Annotated in this window: 18 protein-coding genes and 2 pseudogenes; 8 read left to right on the plus strand and 12 right to left on the minus strand. The window is 62.6% G+C overall.

Going from position 1 to position 19,673, the window contains the following annotated elements; genetic code table 11:
- The first annotated feature begins 59 nt into the window (after positions 1-59).
- Entirely contained in the window at positions 60-674 is a 615-nt protein-coding gene (locus tag B2V21_RS08015; protein ID WP_282349621.1) for an energy transducer TonB, read from the plus strand.
- A 254-nt stretch (positions 675-928) separates the two neighbouring features.
- Here B2V21_RS08015 and B2V21_RS08020 read toward each other — a convergent pair whose 3' ends face one another.
- The 6 genes from B2V21_RS08020 to ppc form a co-directional block, all read right to left on the minus strand.
- The gene (locus B2V21_RS08020; RefSeq protein ID WP_286916541.1) at positions 929-1,618 is read right to left on the minus strand and encodes an extensin family protein; all 690 of its coding nucleotides are present in this window, start codon (positions 1,616-1,618) and stop codon (positions 929-931) included.
- A 47-nt stretch (positions 1,619-1,665) separates the two neighbouring features.
- Entirely contained in the window at positions 1,666-2,535 is an 870-nt protein-coding gene (locus B2V21_RS08025; protein WP_286916566.1) for a DUF72 domain-containing protein, read from the minus strand.
- Positions 2,532-2,825 (minus strand): hypothetical protein, encoded by a 294-nt coding sequence (locus B2V21_RS08030; RefSeq protein WP_286916542.1) that lies wholly within the window; start codon positions 2,823-2,825, stop codon positions 2,532-2,534. The genes B2V21_RS08025 and B2V21_RS08030 overlap by 4 nt, the downstream gene beginning before the upstream one ends.
- Before the next feature lie 148 nt (positions 2,826-2,973).
- Positions 2,974-3,654, minus strand: coding sequence for a tRNA (adenosine(37)-N6)-threonylcarbamoyltransferase complex dimerization subunit type 1 TsaB (gene tsaB, locus B2V21_RS08035; RefSeq protein ID WP_286916543.1), 681 nt, complete (start codon positions 3,652-3,654; stop codon positions 2,974-2,976).
- A gap of 111 nt (positions 3,655-3,765) precedes the next feature.
- A complete protein-coding gene (adk, locus tag B2V21_RS08040; protein WP_049861302.1) occupies positions 3,766-4,413 on the minus strand; it encodes an adenylate kinase in 648 nt (215 codons plus the stop codon).
- A gap of 275 nt (positions 4,414-4,688) precedes the next feature.
- Positions 4,689-7,334 (minus strand): phosphoenolpyruvate carboxylase, encoded by a 2,646-nt coding sequence (gene ppc / locus B2V21_RS08045; protein ID WP_286916544.1) that lies wholly within the window; start codon positions 7,332-7,334, stop codon positions 4,689-4,691.
- Between the two features lie 252 nt (positions 7,335-7,586).
- Here ppc and B2V21_RS08050 point away from each other — a divergent pair, with 252 nt between their 5' ends.
- From B2V21_RS08050 to B2V21_RS08075, 7 genes and pseudogenes are all read left to right on the plus strand, one after another.
- The gene (locus B2V21_RS08050) at positions 7,587-7,931 is read left to right on the plus strand and encodes a hypothetical protein (RefSeq protein ID WP_049861300.1); all 345 of its coding nucleotides are present in this window, start codon (positions 7,587-7,589) and stop codon (positions 7,929-7,931) included.
- A gap of 242 nt (positions 7,932-8,173) precedes the next feature.
- Positions 8,174-8,578 carry a DUF4398 domain-containing protein gene (locus tag B2V21_RS08055; protein WP_286916545.1) on the plus strand — a complete coding sequence of 135 codons (405 nt, stop codon included), beginning with the start codon at positions 8,174-8,176 and terminating at the stop codon, positions 8,576-8,578.
- Between the two features lie 41 nt (positions 8,579-8,619).
- A complete protein-coding gene (locus B2V21_RS08060) occupies positions 8,620-9,432 on the plus strand; it encodes an OmpA family protein (RefSeq protein ID WP_286916546.1) in 813 nt (270 codons plus the stop codon).
- 198 nt (positions 9,433-9,630) lie between these two features.
- A pseudogene (locus tag B2V21_RS21595) lies at positions 9,631-10,374 on the plus strand (PAS domain-containing protein); the annotation flags it as partial.
- Positions 10,375-10,482: 108 nt separating this feature from the next.
- Positions 10,483-10,926 (plus strand): annotated as a pseudogene (locus B2V21_RS21600) (methyl-accepting chemotaxis protein); the annotation flags it as partial.
- A gap of 245 nt (positions 10,927-11,171) precedes the next feature.
- Positions 11,172-11,585, plus strand: a complete 414-nt coding sequence (locus B2V21_RS08070) for a DUF4398 domain-containing protein (RefSeq protein ID WP_056844228.1) — start codon at positions 11,172-11,174, stop codon at positions 11,583-11,585.
- A 41-nt stretch (positions 11,586-11,626) separates the two neighbouring features.
- Positions 11,627-12,409 carry an OmpA family protein gene (locus B2V21_RS08075; RefSeq protein WP_049861295.1) on the plus strand — a complete coding sequence of 261 codons (783 nt, stop codon included), beginning with the start codon at positions 11,627-11,629 and terminating at the stop codon, positions 12,407-12,409.
- Between the two features lie 48 nt (positions 12,410-12,457).
- On the opposite strand, the gene B2V21_RS08080 is transcribed toward B2V21_RS08075, so the two are convergent.
- The 6 genes from B2V21_RS08080 to B2V21_RS08105 form a co-directional block, all read right to left on the minus strand.
- Positions 12,458-13,411 (minus strand): alpha/beta hydrolase, encoded by a 954-nt coding sequence (locus B2V21_RS08080; RefSeq protein ID WP_376787110.1) that lies wholly within the window; start codon positions 13,409-13,411, stop codon positions 12,458-12,460.
- Complete coding sequence (locus tag B2V21_RS08085) at positions 13,383-14,660, minus strand: flavohemoglobin expression-modulating QEGLA motif protein (protein WP_056844227.1); 1,278 nt, start codon at positions 14,658-14,660, stop codon at positions 13,383-13,385. The genes B2V21_RS08080 and B2V21_RS08085 overlap by 29 nt, the downstream gene beginning before the upstream one ends.
- A 57-nt stretch (positions 14,661-14,717) precedes the next feature.
- The gene (locus tag B2V21_RS08090) at positions 14,718-15,428 is read right to left on the minus strand and encodes a TetR/AcrR family transcriptional regulator (RefSeq protein WP_375143179.1); all 711 of its coding nucleotides are present in this window, start codon (positions 15,426-15,428) and stop codon (positions 14,718-14,720) included.
- A 348-nt stretch (positions 15,429-15,776) separates the two neighbouring features.
- The gene (gene lysS, locus B2V21_RS08095) at positions 15,777-17,279 is read right to left on the minus strand and encodes a lysine--tRNA ligase (protein ID WP_043193079.1); all 1,503 of its coding nucleotides are present in this window, start codon (positions 17,277-17,279) and stop codon (positions 15,777-15,779) included.
- Positions 17,280-17,390: 111 nt separating this feature from the next.
- Positions 17,391-18,471 (minus strand): peptide chain release factor 2 gene (gene prfB / locus B2V21_RS08100; RefSeq protein ID WP_286916547.1). Its coding sequence is split into 2 segments (ribosomal slippage): positions 17,391-18,413 and positions 18,415-18,471, totalling 1,080 coding nucleotides; the frame shifts between segments, so codons are not numbered across the junction.
- Between the two features lie 162 nt (positions 18,472-18,633).
- On the minus strand, positions 18,634-19,647 hold the full coding sequence (locus B2V21_RS08105; RefSeq protein WP_049861292.1) for a diguanylate cyclase: 1,014 nt from the start codon (positions 19,645-19,647) through the stop codon (positions 18,634-18,636).
- Positions 19,648-19,673: the final 26 nt, after the last annotated feature.

Consider the following 19,673-nt stretch of genomic DNA (forward strand, 5'->3'; position numbering starts at 1 on the left):
TATGCCGCCGATAAGAACTTTGCCAGGCATTTTGCCAGAGCCCAAGCGTGCCGAGTGCCATGTCCGTCATCAATTCCACAGCGCCAGGTTACATTTCGCCCACCGGCGACTTCAGCCAGCACAACATCCAGACCCTGGGTGCTGCGAGCGCGCTGTGGCAGGACTTCTTCGCCCAGGCATTGACCGAGCATGGCGAAGGGCAACCGCAGGGACAGGCGTCTGCAGCCAGCGCAAGCGAATCGGCGAACGAACCCAGCGCCGGGAGCGAGATTCTGGCGCACATTCTCATGCAACGCTTGTGCGATGTCCGCGAGACCGAAGTCAAACCGCCCGAGCCGCTGTTCCTGCCCAAGGCCGAGCTGGACCTGACCCTGCTGGACAAGGCCGCTGAGCCATTGCCCGAAGAAGACGTGCTGGCGCAGCAGGCTCACCTGGCGTTCGACAGCCGTTGGGTTCGGCCGCTGGTGCTGAGCCTTGGGACCGAGGCATCCAACCCAGGCCCGGCACCAGCCCCACGTGCGCTGCACCTGCCGATCGCCGAACTGGATTGGCAATTGGCCCAGACGTCGGAGCCGCTTGCGCAGGCGACCCTCGACGAGCAATGCCATGCATTGGCGCTGGACCTGAGCTGGATGCGCCCGGTTGTGCTGAACAATACCCGTCAAGCGGTTTGACCGACGCCGGGTTCCTCCAGTTACACCGCATGCACCGCCGACGCGGCTCGCGCCGCTGCTACAGAAGTACTGTTGTGTTGAACAACACGCGTCGAGCCGTTTGACCGACGCCGGGTTCCTCCAGTTACACCGCATGCACCGCTGCTACAGAAGCAATACTAGACGTCGCACCATTCCCGCGGCCAAGCCATATCCCCTGTAGCAGCGGCGCGAGCCGCGTCCGGGTGCACCGCAACAGCCGGGAACGAACACGATCAACGACACACGCTCCAGCGTCCCATATCAAGGTGAAAATGGTTGCGGTGGGCGGCGTTGTAATCGGGACCCAAAACGGTATTGAAATGCTTGCAGGCACCGTCGCGCACCTCACGCAGGAAGCGCGCTTTGGCGCTGTCGCCGGGCCAGTCCTTGAGGACGTTTATGCGCCGGCCATCGGCCAGGCGAAAACCGGCGATGTCCAGCGCGTTGGCGCTGGCGTGCTGGCTCAGGCGTCCTTCGCTGCGACCGTAGACATTGCGGCAGGCGAAGCTGCCCAGATGATCCACTTGGGTCACCGCCTGGCCGAACACGGCTTGCGCAGCCGGCTGCAGGGCCTGACGCTCGAACATCGCGAACGCCACGGCGACCGGACAGGTCGCCAGGAAGCTGCTGCTCAACCTGACCTCGCTGCCCTGCACGCGCAGCAAATTCACCAACGGACACTTGGCATCGGCCGCACTGTCGGCCTGCTGGCTGTAGCGCACGGTAGACGTTGCCAGGGCCTGCACACAAAGCTGGGGATCACTCTGCAACCGGCTGAGCTTGTAGCGCGTCAGAAAATTCACTGGCTCGGCGATGTCCAGCGGCGCCCACGGATTCCACCGGTCGGGCACCTCTATCCAGCCTCGCCATACGGCAACCGGGGCTGCGGCCAGTAGCAACAGAATGATCAGCAATCTCGACACATCGGCCTCGGTTCGGCATGGCTGAAGGAAACCACTGCAGTACCGGGTCAGAGCAGGCCGAGCTGCGCCGTCTGGGGCTCCGGAGGCAGTTCCCTTAAGGCCGGCAGCCCCGGCAAACGTTCCATCAGACGCTCGTGGAAGCGCCGGGCCAGGGCTGGGGCGAACAGATTGTCGGCCGTGTGCAGAAAGATGTAGGGGGTGCGCCCCTCCTCGATCCAGCCGGCGATCTTCTCGACCCAGGGCGTCAGGAACGGCTCGTTGGCCTGCACCTGCGGATGACCGATGAAGCGTACCTGCGGGCTGTTGCTGAAAGCCGTCGGACGTGGCGGCACACGGGGCTTCTTGGATTGGGCATGAAGCACTGCGGGTGCGTCCGAGGTGCAGCTGAACAAGGCCCGGGGGTCCAGGCAGATACGCTCGACATTGCGCTCGCGCAGCAGGTTGTTGAGCAGACGCTCCTCGTCGCCACGGGCGAAAAATGCGCCGTGGCGAACCTCCACGGCAATCGGCCGTTGCAGAATGTCGATGAAGCCCATCAGCTCCGGCAGTCGCCAAGGCGCGAATGAAGCCGGCAATTGCAACCACAGCGGCGCCACTCGTTCACCCAATGGATCGAGCAAGCGGCAGAAGTCCTCGGCGGCGCCCAACTGCTCGCGCAGGTCACCGCCGTGGCTGATGTCGCGGGGCAGTTTTGCGGTGAAGCGGAAGTCCGACGGCATGCTCGCGGCCCAGCGTTCAACGGTACTGGGCGCAGGGCGTGCGTAGAAGGTGGTGTTGCCCTCCACGGCATTGAACAGTTGGGTGTACAGGGAGAGGAAATCGGGCGGACGCGCATCGTGCGGGTAGAAATCACCGCGCCAGGCGTTTTCACTCCACGAAGGACAACCGATGAAATAAGGCAGGCTGGACACAGTCAGATATGCACGTCCAAGCCCAGCACCTCGTTATCCCACTCGACGAAGCCCTGAGTGCTCAGGTACATGCCCAAGGCCTCAGCGGCGCGGCGGCTCATCGAACGAGGGAAGATCATGTCCTGCTGGCGTGCAGGAACACTGGCGCCCCGAGCGCGGGAGCGCTGGGGGGTGGGTTGCGCAGGGACTTCGAATTCGCCCTCGATATCGTCAACGGCATCCTGCACCCGCGCTTTATCCGCAAGCGGCTTGCGCTTGATCGGGTAAGGCTGGGAGGAAACACCATCGATACGCATCAGGTTCACTCGATCGTCGAAAGAAGCCGGCGCCGGTCAGGCTGCGACTCAGGTGATCACTAGACCACAAATTGCGACAAAGTTTTATCTCAATGGCAGATTCTGCCGATGAAATGCGCACTACAGGCGTGAACGCCGACGAAGCGTACTACAAAAGCGACTTTTTCGGAGTGGCGACGTTGTCGCGCAGGTAAACCGGCTGTGCGCCATCGGCGGGCAGTCCTTCGCCGCGCGCCCAGGCGAAGCGGGCCAGCGCCAGCAGGTCCTGGGCATGGGGCAGCAAGTCGGCGTCGCGCCCCACAGTGGCTACGGCGATCCGCTCGGCATAGGTCCAGCCGGTGCCCGCACCGAACCACTCCCCCGTGGCCTGGGCCGGTAGCTGGGCCCGCTCGGGCGCAAACACCCCTTCCTCGCCCTGCAGGCGCATTTCCCCAGCGTGCTCCTGATAGCAACCCCAGTACACCTCGTCCATGCGTGCATCGATGGCAGCCGCAACCTGACTCACACCGTGCTCGCGCCAGGCGCGTTGAGCCAGCAAGGCCAGGTTGGAAACCGGCAGGACCGGCCGATCCAGGCCGAACGCCAGGCCCTGCACCACCCCTACCGCAATGCGTACACCGGTGAACGCGCCCGGCCCGCGGCCAAACGCGATCGCATCGACCGCCGTCAGCGCCACACCTGCCTCGGCCAGGAGGGTCTTGATCATGGGCAGCAGCTTCTGCGCGTGCAGGCGCGGGATCACTTCATAGTGGCTCGACACCTTGCCGTCATGCAGCAAGGCGACGGAGCAGGCTTCAGTGGCAGTGTCCAGGGCCAGCAGGGTGGTCATCGAAAGGGTCCAGGCAATGTGTGTGGGAAGGAAGCGATTATAGACAACTACGGCCCGCAAGCGGGCCGTTCATGGCAAGGGGGTGGCCGACACAAGAGGTGTCGACGCCTTTCAGCTCAGTGCAGCAAGCACCTTGGCGGTGATGTCGTTCACCGAGCCCACGCCTTCGACGTGGCTGCACTTGGGCTTGCCCTGCGCGGCCGACAGCTCGCGGTAGAAGGCCACCAACGGCTTGGTCTGCGAGTGGTAGACCGAGAGGCGATGGCGCACGGTTTCTTCGGTGTCGTCCTTGCGCTGCACCAGCGCGTCACCGGTCACGTCATCCTTGCCCTCTTCGCGCGGCGGATTGTAGACGGTGTGGTAGACGCGGCCCGAAGCTTCGTGGACACGCCGACCCGCGATACGCTGGACGATCTCTTCGTCATCGACGGCGATCTCGAGCACGTGATCGAGCTCCACGCCGTTGGTGACCAGGGCTTCGGCCTGGGGAATGGTGCGCGGGAAACCATCGAACAGGAAGCCGTTGGCGCAGTCGGGCTGGGCAATGCGCTCCTTCACCAGGGCAATGATCAGGTCGTCGGACACCAGGCCGCCGCTGTCCATGACGCTCTTGGCCATGACGCCCAATTCGGTACCGGCCTTGACGGCAGCGCGAAGCATGTCGCCAGTGGAAATTTGCGGGATACCGAATTTTTCGGTGATGAATTTTGCCTGAGTACCTTTACCGGCCCCGGGAGCTCCCAGCAGAATCACGCGCATCGATGTGCTCCTCTCGATTTTTATAGATAGTCGTCATATCTGCTTCCACCGCGCTGACGGCAGAAGCCCTTCCCAAAAAAATGATGGCCGCAGAACGGCCAAAGGCTGATCAAGATACACAGCGTGCACGGGGCACACAAGCCACCGAAAGTCGCAGGCACCCGCCCCCGCAGAGGCTGCCTGGCAGGGGTTGCACCGGGTGCCACCGCCAATCGGTTGCACCCTGGGTCACAGCTGCCCAGGCACGGGCAGGTCGTACCCGTCGACCGCCTGGCTCAGCCGGTATTGCGCAACCCGGCGGCGATACCGGCCACGGTCACCAGCAACGCCTGTTCCAGAGGGCTGTCGAGCGCCGCTTCTCGCGTGCGCGAACGAGCCAGCAATTCGGCCTGCAGCAGGTGCAGCGGATCCAGATAGGTGTTGCGCAGACGGAAGAACTCCAGCGTCGTCGGGCTGTGGGCGAGCAGGTGCGTTTGGCCGGTCAATGTCAGTACGGCCGCACAACACTGCGACAATAGGTCGCGCAGCTCGACCCCCAGTGGTTGCAGGTCAGGCTCGACCAGACGCAGGTCATACAACGCGGCAATTTCCGCATCGGCCTTGGCCAGCACCATTTCGAGCATGTCGATGCGCGTGCGGAAGAACGGCCACTGCGCGCGCATCGAAGCCAGTCGCTCGCCTTCACCCTGTTTCAGCGCTGCGCCTAAAGCCGCTTCCCATCCCAACCAAGCGGGCAGCATCAGCCGTGTCTGGGTCCAGCCGAAGATCCACGGGATGGCCCGCAGGCTCTCGATCCCGCCCTGCCGACGCTTGGCCGGCCGGCTGCCCAATGGCAGCCGACCCAGTTCCTGTTCGGGCGTGGCCTGGCGGAAGTACTCGACGAAGTGCGGATGCTCGCGCACCACCTGCCGGTACGCCTTGACGCCCTGCCCCGCCAGCTGGTCCATCACTGTGCGCCAGGCCGGCTCGGGCAAAGGCGGCGGCAGCAAGGTGGCTTCCAGCACCGCGGCTACATAGAGGTTGAGGTTCTGCTCGGCGATGTCCGGCAGGCCAAATTTGAAACGGATCATTTCGCCCTGCTCGGTGGTGCGGAAGCGCCCGGCCACCGAACCCGGTGGCTGCGACAGGATGGCCGCATGGGCCGGGCCGCCGCCCCGGCCCACGGTGCCCCCGCGACCGTGGAACAGCAACAGCTCGACACCATGGGCCTGGCAGATATTCACCAGGGTTTCCTGCGCCCGATACTGCGCCCAGGCGGCCGCCGTGGTCCCGGCGTCCTTGGCCGAATCGGAGTAGCCGATCATCACTTCCTGCGGGCCTTGCAGACGGCTGCGGTAGTCCGGCAGCTGCAGCAGGCGTTCGAGCACCGGCCCGGCATTGTCGAGGTCGGCCAGGGTTTCGAACAGCGGCACCACGCGCATCGCCCGGCGCAGCCCGGACTCCTTGAGCAGAAGCTGCACCGCCAGCACGTCAGAAGCTGCGCCAGCCATGGAAATCACGTAGGAACCCAGCGATGCGGCCGGGGCTGCCGCGACTTCCCGGCACGTGGCCAGCACTTCGGCAGTGTCCTCGCTGGGTTCGAAGCAGGTGGGCAGCAGCGGCCTGCGATTGGCCAGTTCGCGCACGAGGAATTCGATTCGCGCGTCCTCGTCCCAGTCGTCATAGCGACCCAGTCCGAGATATTGGGTGATCTCGCTCAAAGCCCCGCGGTGGCGGGTCGAATCCTGACGCACATCGAGACGCACCAGAAACAGACCGAAGGTCACCGCACGGCGCAGGCAATCGAGCAAGGGTCCGTCGGCGATCACGCCCATGCCGCATTCATGCAGCGAGTCGAAACACAACTGCAACGGTTCGATCAGCTCACGGTTGTCCTGCAGCACCTGGTCGTCGGTCGGCTGAGTGTTCGGCAGCGATGCCTGGGCCCAGTGGCGCGTGGCACGCAGGCGCTCGCGCAGTTGCTTGAGCACTGCGCGGTAAGGCTCGCTGCTGTCGGGCGCCTGCGCCATGAGCGGCGCACTGGCGTGTTGCATGGACAGATCGGCAGCCAACTGGTCGACATCGCGCAGAAACAGATCGGCCGCCATCCAGCGCGCCAACAACAGCACTTCGCGAGTGACCTTGGCCGTGACATTGGGATTGCCATCGCGGTCGCCGCCCATCCACGAGGCGAAGCGGATCGGTGCAGCTCTCAGAGGCAGACGCTGCCCGGTGGCGGCCTGCAACGCGGCGTCGACCCTGCGCAGATGATTGGGCACCGCCTGCCAGAGCGAGTTTTCGATGACCGCGAAGCCCCACTTGGCCTCATCCACCGGGGTCGGTCGGGTGCGGCGGATTTCCTCTGTATGCCAGGCCTCGGCGATCAACCGTTGCAGTCGCTCGCGCACCGCCTTGCGCTCGACAGTGGTCAGGTCGCGGTGGTCGTGCAAGGCCAGCTGTGCGGCGATCGCGTCGTATTTCTGGATCAGGGTACGACGCGCGACTTCGGTTGGATGTGCGGTCAACACCAGTTCGATATCCAGCGCCGCCAATTGCCGCGCCAGTGCTTCGGGACGATGACCGGCGGCCGTGAGCCTTCCCAGCAGCTCACTTAGTGCCAGGTTTTCGAAGGGCTCGGGCTGGCCTTCGTCGCGGCGACGGATGAGTTGGTATTGTTCGCAGATGTTGGCGAGGTTGAGGAACTGGTTGAACGCGCGGGCCACGGGCAGCAGTTCTTCCTCGCCGAGGTCGTCCAGGCTGGACCTCAGTTCAGCACTGACCGCATCACCGGTCGGATCGCGTCGACGGTCCGCCTTGGCGCCACGACGAATGCGCTCGATCTTTTCCAGAAAGGCATCGCCGTACTGCTCGCGAATGGTATTGCCCAGCAATTCACCGAGCAGGTGCACGTCTTCGCGCAGGCGCAGATCGATATCGGACATCGGCATTCTCCGTGGCTTGGAAACGGTTTGCCCGTCCAGCCAGCCCGGCGCGGCGTGTGATTGGATCGCCTGGGTTACTGAACAAGCACGGGAAAAATGGCTCTACAACTCATCTATGCAAACGATCTGGGCCATAGCCTCTGTGCTACAGCACCTTTGCTATAGATAGAGAGTGCCCCAGCCAAGCCAACGCTGACAAGCGTGGTCAAGCGTGGTCAAGCGGGGCTCGAACAACCTGCGCGAGAGGTGTTTATGAAGATTCACGAGCTGGCCGAGCATTGGGAACAGAACGCCAAGGGTCGCCTGACCGACACCGGTATCAACATTCACCTGGACATGGAGTCGGCGGCGCGCTTGGCCGCCCTCACCCAGATGTACCCCAAGCACCATGCTCAGGAACTGCTCGGTGAGTTGATCGGGGCCGCTCTCGAAGAACTCGAAGGCAGCTTTCCCTACGTCAAGGGACCCAAGGTCATCGCCACTGACGAAGAAGGCGACCCTATGTATGAAGACGTCGGCCCGACGCCGCGTTTCCTGGCGCTGTCACGTGAACACCTGCAGCGTCTGAAAAGCGCTGCGGATGACAGCGGAAATTGACCCTGGACCAGCGAGTTTCGGAAAACTCCTACGCGCAGGGCCGACCCAGTCAAATGGCCTGAAAAAAAACCTGTGACTTAGGATAAAATTCTTTCAAATCAATAGGATAGTACTCAGAGGCGATTGTAGACTCGGGCAAAAAAGAGCCAGGACATGGCCACCGATCTGTCCGCCGTTCGCCGCGGCAGCAGGCCCGAGTCGGCGTGCCGCGCACAGTGGACGAAGCATTCAATCGCTGTTCAATGGAGCACTATCGCGTGAACACATCCCGCGTACGGTCGTCTTTCGGCCTTCTGAAAACGGCCCTTCTGGGCCTTGCCACCGGTATCGTCCTGACCGGCTGTGCTGGCATCGCGCCGGTCGAGCAATATGCCGTCAGCCAGTCGGCGGTCAATGCTGCGGTCAGCGCCGGCGGTACCGAGTTCGCAGCCGTCGAAATGAAGTCCGCCCAGGACAAACTCAAGAGCGCCGAACTGGCCTTGCACGGCAAACACTACGAGCAGGCACGTCGCTTGGCCGAGCAGGCCGAATGGGACGCCCGGGTTGCCGAGCGCAAGGCTCAGGCCGCCAAGGCCCGCCGCGCTGTTGAAGACGCCCGCCAAGGTGTCCAGGACCTGCGCGAGGAAGGCTTGCGCGCTGCTTCCTGAGCCAAACCTCGCGTTCTTCTTTCAAGATTCAGGAAATTACCGTGAACAATAAATTCAAATTCCCCGCGCTGTCGGCGCTGGTCGTGCTGCTGGCTGCCTGTTCCAAAGCCCCTAACCCGCAACTGGTGCAGGCCCAGGCGAGTTTTGCCGACCTGCAAGGCAATCCCAAGTCGGTCCAGCTGGCTGCCCTGGAAACCAAGGACGCCGCACAGTGGCTGGAACGTGCCGAAAAAGCGGCGCGGGCGAAAGAGGCCGATGATCAGGTGGATCACCTGGCTTATCTGGCCCGTCAGCGTATCGAGTTGGCCCGGCAGACCATCGAACTGCGTACGGCCGAACAGGCGATCCAAGGTGTCGCCGCGTTGCGAGCCCAGGCCCGCCTGGAAGCGCGCGATGCGCAGATCAAGAAGCTCCAGGAAAGCCTCAACGCCAAACAACCTGCGGCTGAAGCGATGGCCGTACAGCAAACCGAACGCGGCAGCCTGGTGACCTTCGGTGACGTGCTGTTCGAAACCGGCCAGGCCGAACTGCGCCCTGGCGCCTACGACAACATCGCCCGTCTGGCGCAATTTCTGCGCGACAACCCGGACCGCAAGGTGATCGTCGAAGGACACACCGACAGTACCGGCTCCGCGTCCTTCAACCAGACCCTCTCGCACCGCCGCGCCAATGCGGTCCTGGTGCAATTGGTGCGCGCCGGCGTGAGCCCCGAGCGCATCGTCGCGCAAGGCCTGGGCATGTCCTATCCGGTGGCCAGTAACGGCGACGCTTCGGGTCGTGCCCAGAACCGTCGGGTCGAAGTGACCATTTCCAATGACAACCAGCCGGTCAGGTCGCGCGCTTCGATGCGTTGATTTTCGAACCCTGGAAAAAGAAACCAGAAAAAACCCGGCCAGCGCGCCGGGTTTTTTGCGCTTATTTGCGCTTAATCGTTTCAACCTACCGCTGGGAGGTTGCGGCCTTAAGTAACCATGGAGGCTGTCGATACTTTTACATGCCCTTCCCTTCTCGAGGCCTGTGCCATGTTCTTCTTCAAACGCCTGAAAAACGAAATGGCCGCCCTGCGTGAGGAGGTGGCGATCGTACGACAGATCCGCCAAGGCCTGGACGAGGAAACCATCCACCTCAGGCTCGACCCCCAGGGGTGCATCCTGGGGGTAAACGCCAACTTCGAGGCCGTGCTTCAGTATCGCAACGACGAGCTGGTGGGCAAACCTCTGGAAAGCCTGGTTGCCGAGCATGTGCAGAAGGACAAGCACCACGCACGCGTGCGTACCGCCATACGCCAGGGAGAACACTTCTGCGGGGCCTGGCGGCTGTTGCGCAAGGACGGCGGCGAGACCTGGCTGCGGGTCATCATGCATCCGGTACACGCCACCGATGGCCGGCTGGTCAAGTTCTCGTGCTATGCCAGCGACCTGACCAATACCATCGAGACCTCTCGGGCACACGAGAACTTCATCCAGGCGCTGTTGCGCTCCACCGCGGTCATCGAGTTCGACCTCGACGGCCATGTGCTGACCGCCAACGATCTGTTTCTGCAGGCGATGGGCTACGGCCTGGAGCAGATCAAGGGCAAGCATCACCGCATGTTCTGCAGTGGCGAAATCGCCAATTCGCGGGATTATCAAGCGTTCTGGGAGCGCCTGCGCCGCGGCGAGTTCGTTGCCGAGCGCTTCGAGCGTGTAGACAGCCGCGGTCGTACGGTGTGGCTCGAGGCTTCCTACAACCCGGTTCGCGATGGCAATGCCAATGTCTACAAGGTCGTGAAGGTCGCAACCGTCATCACCGAGATGGTGGAACGCGAGATCGCCATCGCCGAAGCCGCCACGGTGGCGTACGACACGTCGGTGCGCACCGATGAAACGGCCCTGCGCGGAGCCGAAGTCGTGCGAGACACGGTCAAGGTGATGACGGACCTCGCCCATCACATGCAAAGTGCGGCCGAAGGCATCGAGGCGCTGGACGAGCAGAGCCAGGTGATTTCCAACATCATCAAGACCATCAGCGGTATCGCCGCGCAAACCAATCTGCTGGCGCTGAACGCCGCCATCGAGGCCGCACGCGCGGGTGAACAGGGCCGCGGTTTTGCTGTGGTGGCCGATGAGGTTCGCCAACTGGCTTCACGTACGACCCAAGCTACTGCCGAGATCGAGGGCGTCGTCAGGCAGAATCAGAAGCTTGCCACCGACGCGGTGGAAACCATCGGCGCCGGCAGGCACAAAGCCGAATCCGGCCTGCAACTGGCCAATCAGGCAGGTACCGTCATCACCGAGATTCAGGACGGCGCGAAGCGCGTGGTAGGTGCGGTGGCCAGCTTTACAACGCAGCTGGCCACCGAGTCCTAGGGTCTGTGTGTCACCAGTCGCTACCTGATGCGCCTTGTCGGCTCGCCGACCGGCGCATCTGCGTGACAAACCAGCGGCGTCAGAAAAAACTCGCCCATTCGGACAAATTTCTGAACTATTCAAAATTGCCTTGTGTCCCAACGTTTAACCATTACAGCCAGCGGCGTGTGCTAGTCGCCGGGCTTTACCCAGGCGCGTGAAACGTTCGACTGTCATGGATTTTGATGTTTTTCAGGAGCTATCCAATGGAGTTGAAAGCCATGAATACCCGTACTGCCAAAACCTCGTCCAACCCTCTGCGCGGGCTGAAACTGGCGGCCCTCGCACTGGGCACTACCTTCGTCCTGGCTGGCTGCGCCGGCAAGCCTCCAACCGAGCAGTACGCCGTGACTCAATCGGCCGTGAACAGCGCGGTGAGCGCTGGCGGTACCGAATACGCCGCTGTGGAAATGAAAGCTGCGCAGGACAAGTTCAAGCAGGCTGAAATCGCCATGCACGACAAGAACTACGAGAAAGCCAAGGTCCTCGCCGAACAGGCCGAGTGGGACGCACGCCTGGCCGAGCGCAAGGCGCAGGCTGGCAAAGCGGCCAAGGCCGTACAAGACGCCAAGCAGGGTGTACAGGACCTGCGTGAAGAAGGCATGCGCAGCGCTCAGTAAGCTGCCCATCGCGACTTGAACTCGAATAAAGGATGAAGACTATGCGTAAACAATTGATGGTTCCTGCCCTGTTGGCTCTCAGCGTTGGCCTGGCAGCTTGCTCCACCCCGCCTAACCCGAACCTGGAACAGGCGCGGACCAATTTCTCTTCCTTGCAGACCAACCCCAAGTCGGTACAGCTGGCTGCGCTGGAAACCAAAGACGCTTCGGAATGGCTGGACAAGGCTGACAAGGCCTACCGTGACGACGCCGACCGCGCCAAAGTCGACCAGCTGGCCTACCTGACCAACCAGCGCGTTGAAGTGGCCAAGCAGACCATCGCTCTGCGCAGCGCCGAGGAAACCCTCAAAGGTGCTGCTGCCCAGCGCGCTCAGGCTCGCCTGGATGCCCGCGACGCTCAGATCAAGAAGCTTCAGGACAGCCTGAACGCCAAGCAGACTGACCGCGGTACCCTGGTGACCTTCGGTGACGTACTGTTCGACCTGAACAAGGCTGAGCTGAAGTCGTCCGCGTTCCCCAACATCGCCAAGCTGGCCCAGTTCCTTCAGGAAAACGCTGACCGCAAGGTCATCGTCGAGGGCTACACCGACAGCACCGGTTCGGCTGCCTACAACCAGAGCCTGTCCGAGCGCCGCGCCAACTCCGTGATGGCCGCCCTGGTCCGCGCCGGCGTCGAGCCTTCGCGCATCGTCGCTCAAGGCTATGGCAAGGAATACCCAGTTGCCGACAACACCAGCAACTCGGGCCGTGCCCAGAACCGTCGTGTGGAAGTGACCATTTCCAACGACAACCAGCCAGTGGCCCCGCGCTCGTCCATGCGTTGATCCACCCGCTGTAAATAGACGCCCCGGTGAATGATCACCGGGGCGTTTTCATTTATGCGCTGCGGGCACCGATTCGGCAGGCGTGGGATAGTTGGGTATCTCGCCGAGACGGCGAAGGCCGTTGAAATGCTGCGGGTCGTCCAGGTAGCGCAGCATGACCTGACGCCATGTGGGGTCGGCGAAGGTTTGCACATGGCCGCCGCGGGTCAGCTGCAACACCCTTGGCAATGGCGCCTTTCGGTACAATTGCAGCGCGTTGTCCAGAGGTACGATCGGATCGTCGATGCTCTGGAAGAGCAGCATGGGCGTACCTTTCAGTTGTTCGATGGACGCGATGGCACTGTCGCCGTCAGGCACCCACCAGGACAATGGCACCTGAAATGGCCAAGTCACCCAGGAGGTGCTCAAGGCATAACGACCCACAGCCTGGTAGCTAGCCGGGACACCGTCGAGCACCAAGGCCTTGAGGCGCTCGCGCTGCTGCGGATGCTTGGCCAGGTAATGCACGGCCATCGCTCCACCCAGGCTTTGCCCAAGCAGCACCAACGGTTTGTCGCGCACCTGCGTACGCGCCTGCAGCCAGGCAAAGGCGCTGTCGATATCCTGATAGATCTGTGGCAGCCGCGGCGAGCCTTCGGACAATCCATAGCCGCGGTAGTCGAGCATCAGCACCTGATAACCCTGCTCGGGTAACCACCAACTGCCGCCCAGGTGCCAAGCCAGGTTGCCGCCGTTGCCATGCAAGTGCAGCACCGTGCCCTTGACCTCGACACCGGGCTTGGCCGGTAACCACCAGCCGTGCAGGCGCGTACCATCGGCGGCCGTCAGCGTAACGTCTTCGTAGGCCAGGCCCGCCTTGGCGGGCGTGAACGGCAGCCCGGGCTCCGGGTAGAACAGCAGCGAACTGCAGCCGGCCAGGCTGACCGTCACTGCCAGGGCCAGGGCAGTACGCCAGCGTCGCTGCGGCGGCCGCTCAGAGGATGTTCGAGTAGTCGGCTTCAATTCGGTCCAGGCTCAGGTGGTTGAGGAAGTTCGAGAAGCACATCCAGGCGGACAGCGCGTTCATGTCGCGAAACTGTTCGGGCAGGTACTTGGGCGGTGTCACCAGCCCTTCGTCGACCAGCTGGCGCAACGTGCGCATGTCTTCCAAGGTGGTCTTGCCACAGAACAGCAGCGGCACCTGTTCCAGCTTGCCTTTGCGCACGGCCAGCTGGATGTAGTTGTAGACCATGATGAAGCCCTTGAGGTACGACAGATCCTTGGTGAACGGCAGACCGGTCGGGGTCGAGCCGCGGAACACGCGGCTGGCGTTACCATAGGCTTCAGGCATCTCGAAGCCTTCTTCGCGGAAGAAATCGAACACCTGGAGGAAGTCGGCACCCTCCTCGACCATGTGGATCGCACGGGTGCGATTGGTCAATTTGCGCAGGCGGCTGGGATAGGACGCGAAGGTAATCACTTCCATCAAGATGGCCAGGCCCTCCTGGGTGACCGTCGACGAGGGCGGCCCCTTGGAGAGGAAGGTGCAGATCGGCTGGTTCTGGCCGTTCAGCGTCGTGGCGACGTGGACCAGACCTTCATGGACTTCAAGGGCGCGCACGTCGCGCTCGTTGAACATCGCATCGCTGCGAATCTTGATGTAATCCGCACCGGCCGCGGCGTCGGCAACGATGCCATCGGATTCGAACACGCGAATAGTGCCTTCGGTTTCACCGAACACCCGGTTCAGGCGCCCCTGCAACAGGTTCACCGCATCCTTGGCCGTCAGGGTCTTGGCTTCGTCCTTGAGGTCTCCGCGCCCGGCGATGTTGTTCAGGTAGTCCGAAAGCATCAGTCCCAGATCGGCCAGGGTCGGGTCGCCGGCATGGAAGGCATCGGAAGCGGCGCCGTACAGTTCCTGGGAGATCAGGCCGAAGTCCTCGGTACCGCGGGCTTCGAGCATGCGCACGACCATGCGGTACTCCTTGCACATGCGGCGCATGATCTGCCCGACCGGATTGAACTGGCCGAGCTGGCGGGTGATATCGCGCTCGATGTTCTGGAATTCCAGTTTGACCGCGCTGGAGTCGAAGCCCAGGGCTCGGTTCTGGTAATAGTCGCGATCCACCGCTGGCATCTGCTTGCCGCCTGCCTGCAGAAAGCCGTGACGAATGGAGTCGTCCCACTTCACCGCATCGAGCACGCGAATGGGCGTCTGTGCCTGCACGATCCGGTCGGACAAGCCTCGAATCGTCTGCTGATACTCATCCACCGTACTGCTCCTCGTTCTGGCTAGGCCCACCAACCGCGGGCCTTTCACTGCGTGGGCTCAGCCCAGTACCCATTGCATGAAGCGGGTCAGGATACCGAGCATTTCGCGGTCGGCGTCCGCCTGGGTACTGGCCAGCAGCCCCTGATATTCCATCCGCCCGATAATCGCCGTCAACACCTGCGCGTCCTGCACGGGATCGCGCGAGCCCAGCACTTCGAGCATCTGTCGGCCGCCTTGCAGAAGAATGTCCTGATGGGCCAGTACCAGAGAGGCCAGGCGGGGGTTGAGCAATGCCTCCTGGCGAAAGGCCTGCTCGGCGATCAGGTGATCGCGACGGGTCTGCAGTTGGTGCATCACGTAATCGGCGGTCAGGCGGGCGATTTCGTCGGCCAATTGGGCGCGAGCTTCGGGGCTGCCGTCGCCGCGAGCGATCAGGGCGCGCAACATCTCTTCCGTGTTGCTCCACAGCTTGGCCATGAACACGGCGCTGCGCTCGACGTACTGAGCGAAGGCATCGTTGAGCAGGTCATCGATGTCCTTGAAGTAATAAGTGGTCGCCGACAGCGGCACCCCGGCTTCGGTGGCCACGGCGCGGTGGCGCACGCCCCGTACGCCATCGCGCACGACGATGCGCATGGCCGCGTCGAGAATCGCCTGGCGACGCAGCTCGCTGCCCTGGCGGCTGGCCTTGCGTCCTTGGTACTGGACGTTGCGGGCCAGCGTCGAGGCGACGCTGGCGGCTCCTTGTCTGGGTGTTGCTGGAATCACTGCTCGTATCCTTTGAGTAAGTGGGAGGTGCAGGCCCTGACGCGGCTCGCGCCGCTGCTACAGGGTACGTGAGAACCTGTGGATTGTGACGCGGCTTGCGCCGCTGCTACAGGGTACGTGAGAGCCTGTGGATTGTGACGCGGCTTGCGCCGCTGCTACAGAGATCGCGCAGGCCGGCGGATCCTTGAGCGCTTGCGTCGCTGCTACACGATATCGTAATACTTTGGGACAACGGCAGGTTGTCGCGATCCCCTGTAGCAGCGGCGCAAGCCGCGTCGGGGCCGGCATTGACACACCGTATTGGCGCCCATAAAAAAGCCGCCCCATGGGGCGGCTGATCGACAACTGTCAGGCTTGCGGCCGCATGTGCGGAAACAGGATCACGTCGCGGATCGAGGGCGAGTCGGTCAACAGCATGACCAGGCGATCGATACCGATCCCTTCGCCGGCCGTTGGCGGCATGCCGTATTCCAGCGCGCGAACGAAGTCGGCATCGTAGTGCATGGCCTCGTCGTCGCCGGCGTCCTTGTCCGCCACCTGGGCCATGAAGCGTGCGGCCTGATCTTCCGCATCGTTGAGCTCGGAGTAAGCGTTGGCGATCTCGCGGCCGCCGATGAACAGCTCGAAGCGGTCGGTGACGTTGGGATTGTCGTCGTTGCGGCGGGCCAGGGGCGACACTTCGAACGGGTACTGGGTAATGAAGTGCGGCTGCTCCAGCTTGTGCTCGACCAGCTCCTCGAAAATCATGACCTGCAACTTGCCCAGACCTTCGAAGCCCAGCACCTTGGCGCCGGCCTTCTTGGCGATGGCGCGCGCCTTGTCGATGTCGTTCAGATCATCGGCGGTCAACTCGGGGTTGTACTTGAGGATCGAATCGAAGACCGACAAGCGCACGAACGGCTCGCCGAAATGGAACACCTTGTCGCCGTAGGGCACATCGGTGCTACCCAGCACCAGCTGCGCCAACTCGCGGAACAGCTCTTCGGTGAGGTCCATGTTGTCTTCGTAGTCGGCGTACGCCTGGTAGAACTCGAGCATGGTGAACTCGGGGTTGTGCCGGGTCGAGACGCCTTCGTTACGGAAGTTGCGGTTGATCTCGAACACCTTTTCGAAGCCACCGACCACCAGACGCTTGAGGTACAGCTCAGGAGCGATGCGCAGGAACATTTCCATGTCCAGGGCGTTGTGGTGGGTTTCGAACGGCTTGGCCGCGGCGCCGCCGGGAATGGTCTGCAGCATCGGCGTCTCGACTTCGAGGAAGTCGCGCTTGGCCAGGAAGCTGCGGATATGGGCGATGACCTGAGAGCGCACGCGGAAGGTATCGCGCACATCTTCGTTGACGATCAGGTCGACGTAGCGCTGGCGGTAGCGCTGCTCGGTATCGGTCAGGCCGTGGTGCTTGTCGGGCAGCGGACGCAGCGACTTGGTCAACAAGCGCACGCTGGTCATCTCGACGTACAGGTCGCCCTTGCCGGAACGGGCCAGGGTGCCTTCGGCGGCGATGATGTCGCCCATGTCCCAGGTCTTCACCTGAGCCAGGGTTTCTTCGGGCAGGGTCTTGCGGTTGACGTAGACCTGGATGCGTCCGGTCATGTCCTGGATCACCATGAACGAGCCACGGTTGAGCATGATGCGACCAGCGACCTTGACCGGAATCGCTGCCTCGGCGAGCTCTTCCTTGGTCTTGTCGACGTACTGTTTCTGCAAGTCGCCTGCATAGTTGTCGCGACGGAAGTCGTTGGGGAAGGCCTGGCCCTGGGCGCGCACGGCAGCAAGCTTTTCCTTGCGCAGGGCGATCAGGTTGTTTTCTTCCTGTTGCAGGTCTTGCGGGTCGAGTTGTTGGTCGCTCATGTCTTCAGATTTTCCATCACGGGTTCGTTGCTCCCGACTACGGCGCCGGGATCGCGGGCAGGCCAGCCATGGCAGGCCGATGCGGATGATGCATCGGCCTGTCCGGCGGTGTTACAGCCCTTGTTTCAAGCTGGCTTCGAGGTATTCGTCGATGTCGCCGTCAAGCACCTTGTCACAGTCGCTGCGTTCGATGTTGGTGCGCAGATCCTTGATCCGCGAGGCATCGAGCACATAGGAGCGAATCTGGTGACCCCAGCCGATGTCCGACTTGCTGTCTTCCATCGCCTGCGAGGCGGCGTTGCGCTTCTGCACTTCCTGTTCGTACAGGCGTGCACGCAACATCTTCATCGCCGTGTCCTTGTTGGCATGCTGCGAACGTTCGTTCTGGCAGCTGACCACGGTGTTGGTCGGCACGTGGGTGATACGCACCGCCGAATCGGTGGTGTTGACGTGCTGACCACCGGCACCGGAGGAACGGTAGGTGTCGATACGCAGATCGGCCGGGTTGATGTCGATCTCGATGTTGTCATCGATTTCCGGCGAGACGAACACCGCCGAGAAAGAGGTATGGCGACGGTTGCCGGAGTCGAACGGGCTTTTGCGCACCAAGCGGTGCACGCCGATCTCGGTACGCAGCCAACCGAAGGCGTACTCGCCCTTGATGTGCAGGGTCGCACCCTTGATACCGGCGACTTCACCGGCCGACAGTTCCATGATGGTGGTGTCGAAGCCGCGCTTGTCGGCCCAGCGCAGGTACATGCGCAGCAGGATGTTGGCCCAGTCCTGGGCTTCGGTGCCGCCGGAGCCGGCCTGGATGTCCAGGTAGGCGTTGTTGGCGTCCATTTCACCGCTGAACATGCGACGGAATTCCAGCTTCTCGAGCTGGGCGCGCAGGCGCTCGACCTCGGCGGACACGTCGTCGACGGCGCCCTGGTCTTCTTCTTCGGCAGCCATTTGCAGCAGGTCTTTGGCGTCGCTCAGGCCGGCGTTCATTTCGTCGAGGGTGTCGACGATCTGCGCCAGCAGCGAACGTTCGCGACCCAGTTCCTGGGCGTAGGCAGGGTTGTTCCAGACAGCAGGATCTTCAAGCTCGCGATTGACTTCGGTCAGACGCTCATGCTTTTGATCGTAGTCAAAGATACCCCCNNTCGGACAGGTCCTTGATGCTGTTAAGGATCGGGTTGATTTCCATGGCGGGCAGCTCTCGTGCGTAACGTGTGAAAAGCCGGAGAGTATAACGCAGCCGGCCATGGACAGCAGCCCGTCGAGCTGGGGATGGGTGTTTTTTTTGGGTTGACCCGTCGGCCTATTCGCGGGCAGAGAGCTCGCGAAGAGGCCAACCGAAACCGACGCCCTACTCCTGCTCGCCCACTACCACCTGATTGCGTCCATTGTGCTTGGCGGTATACAGCCCCTTGTCCGCAGCCAGGATCAGCTCGCGGCAATGACTGGACTGCTGCGGCGTCATGGTCGCCAGGCCGATGCTCACCGTCAGGCAGGCGTCGGCCTGGGGCGCGATGTGCGGGATGTTCAGGGCGGCGATGGTCTGGCGCAGCTTCTCGGCGACCAGCCGGGCACCGCCAGGCGAGGTGCCCGGCAGCACCAGCGCGAACTCTTCGCCGCCGTAGCGCGCCGGCAAGTCGCTGGAGCGATTGCTCGAGTGGCGGATGGCATCGGCCACGCGGCGCAGGGCTTCGTCGCCCGCCAGATGGCCGAAGTTGTCGTTGTAGGACTTGAAGTAGTCGACGTCGATCATCAGCAGCGACAGCTGGGTCTTGTCGCGCATCGCACGACGCCATTCCAGCTCCAGGTACTCGTCGAAGTGACGGCGGTTGGACAGCGCGGTCAGGCCGTCGGAGTTCATCAGCCGCTGCAGGACCAGATTGGTATCCAGCAGCTGCTGCTGGCTCACGCGCAGCGCGCGGTAGGCCTCGTCACGCTGCAGGAGCGTCAGGTACGACTTGGAGTGGTAGCGAATGCGCGCCACCAGCTCGATGGTGTCAGGCAGCTTGACCAGGTAATCATTGGCGCCTGCGGCAAAGGCGGCGCTCTTGATCAGAGGGTCCTCTTTAGTCGACAGGACGATGATCGGGATGTCCTGGGTCGCCGGGTGATTGCGATAGTCGCGCACCAGCGACAGGCCATCCAGGCCCGGCATGATCAGGTCCTGGAGGATGACGGTCGGCTTGATTCGCATGGCCTGGTTGATGGCCTGCTGCGGATCAGCACAAAAGTGGAAGTCGATATTGGCTTCGTCGCTGAGACTGCGACGGATGGCTTCACCAATCATGGCCTGGTCGTCCACCAGAAGTACCATCGACTTGTTGTTGTCGTTGGACCTGAAGGCTTCGATCTGTAGATCAATCATGGTTTGTCACCTGGATACTGCCTGCG

This window comes from Pseudomonas sp. UBA6276 (assembly GCF_002438365.1).
GTDB classification, from domain to species: Bacteria; Pseudomonadota; Gammaproteobacteria; order Pseudomonadales; family Pseudomonadaceae; genus Aquipseudomonas; species Aquipseudomonas coleopterorum.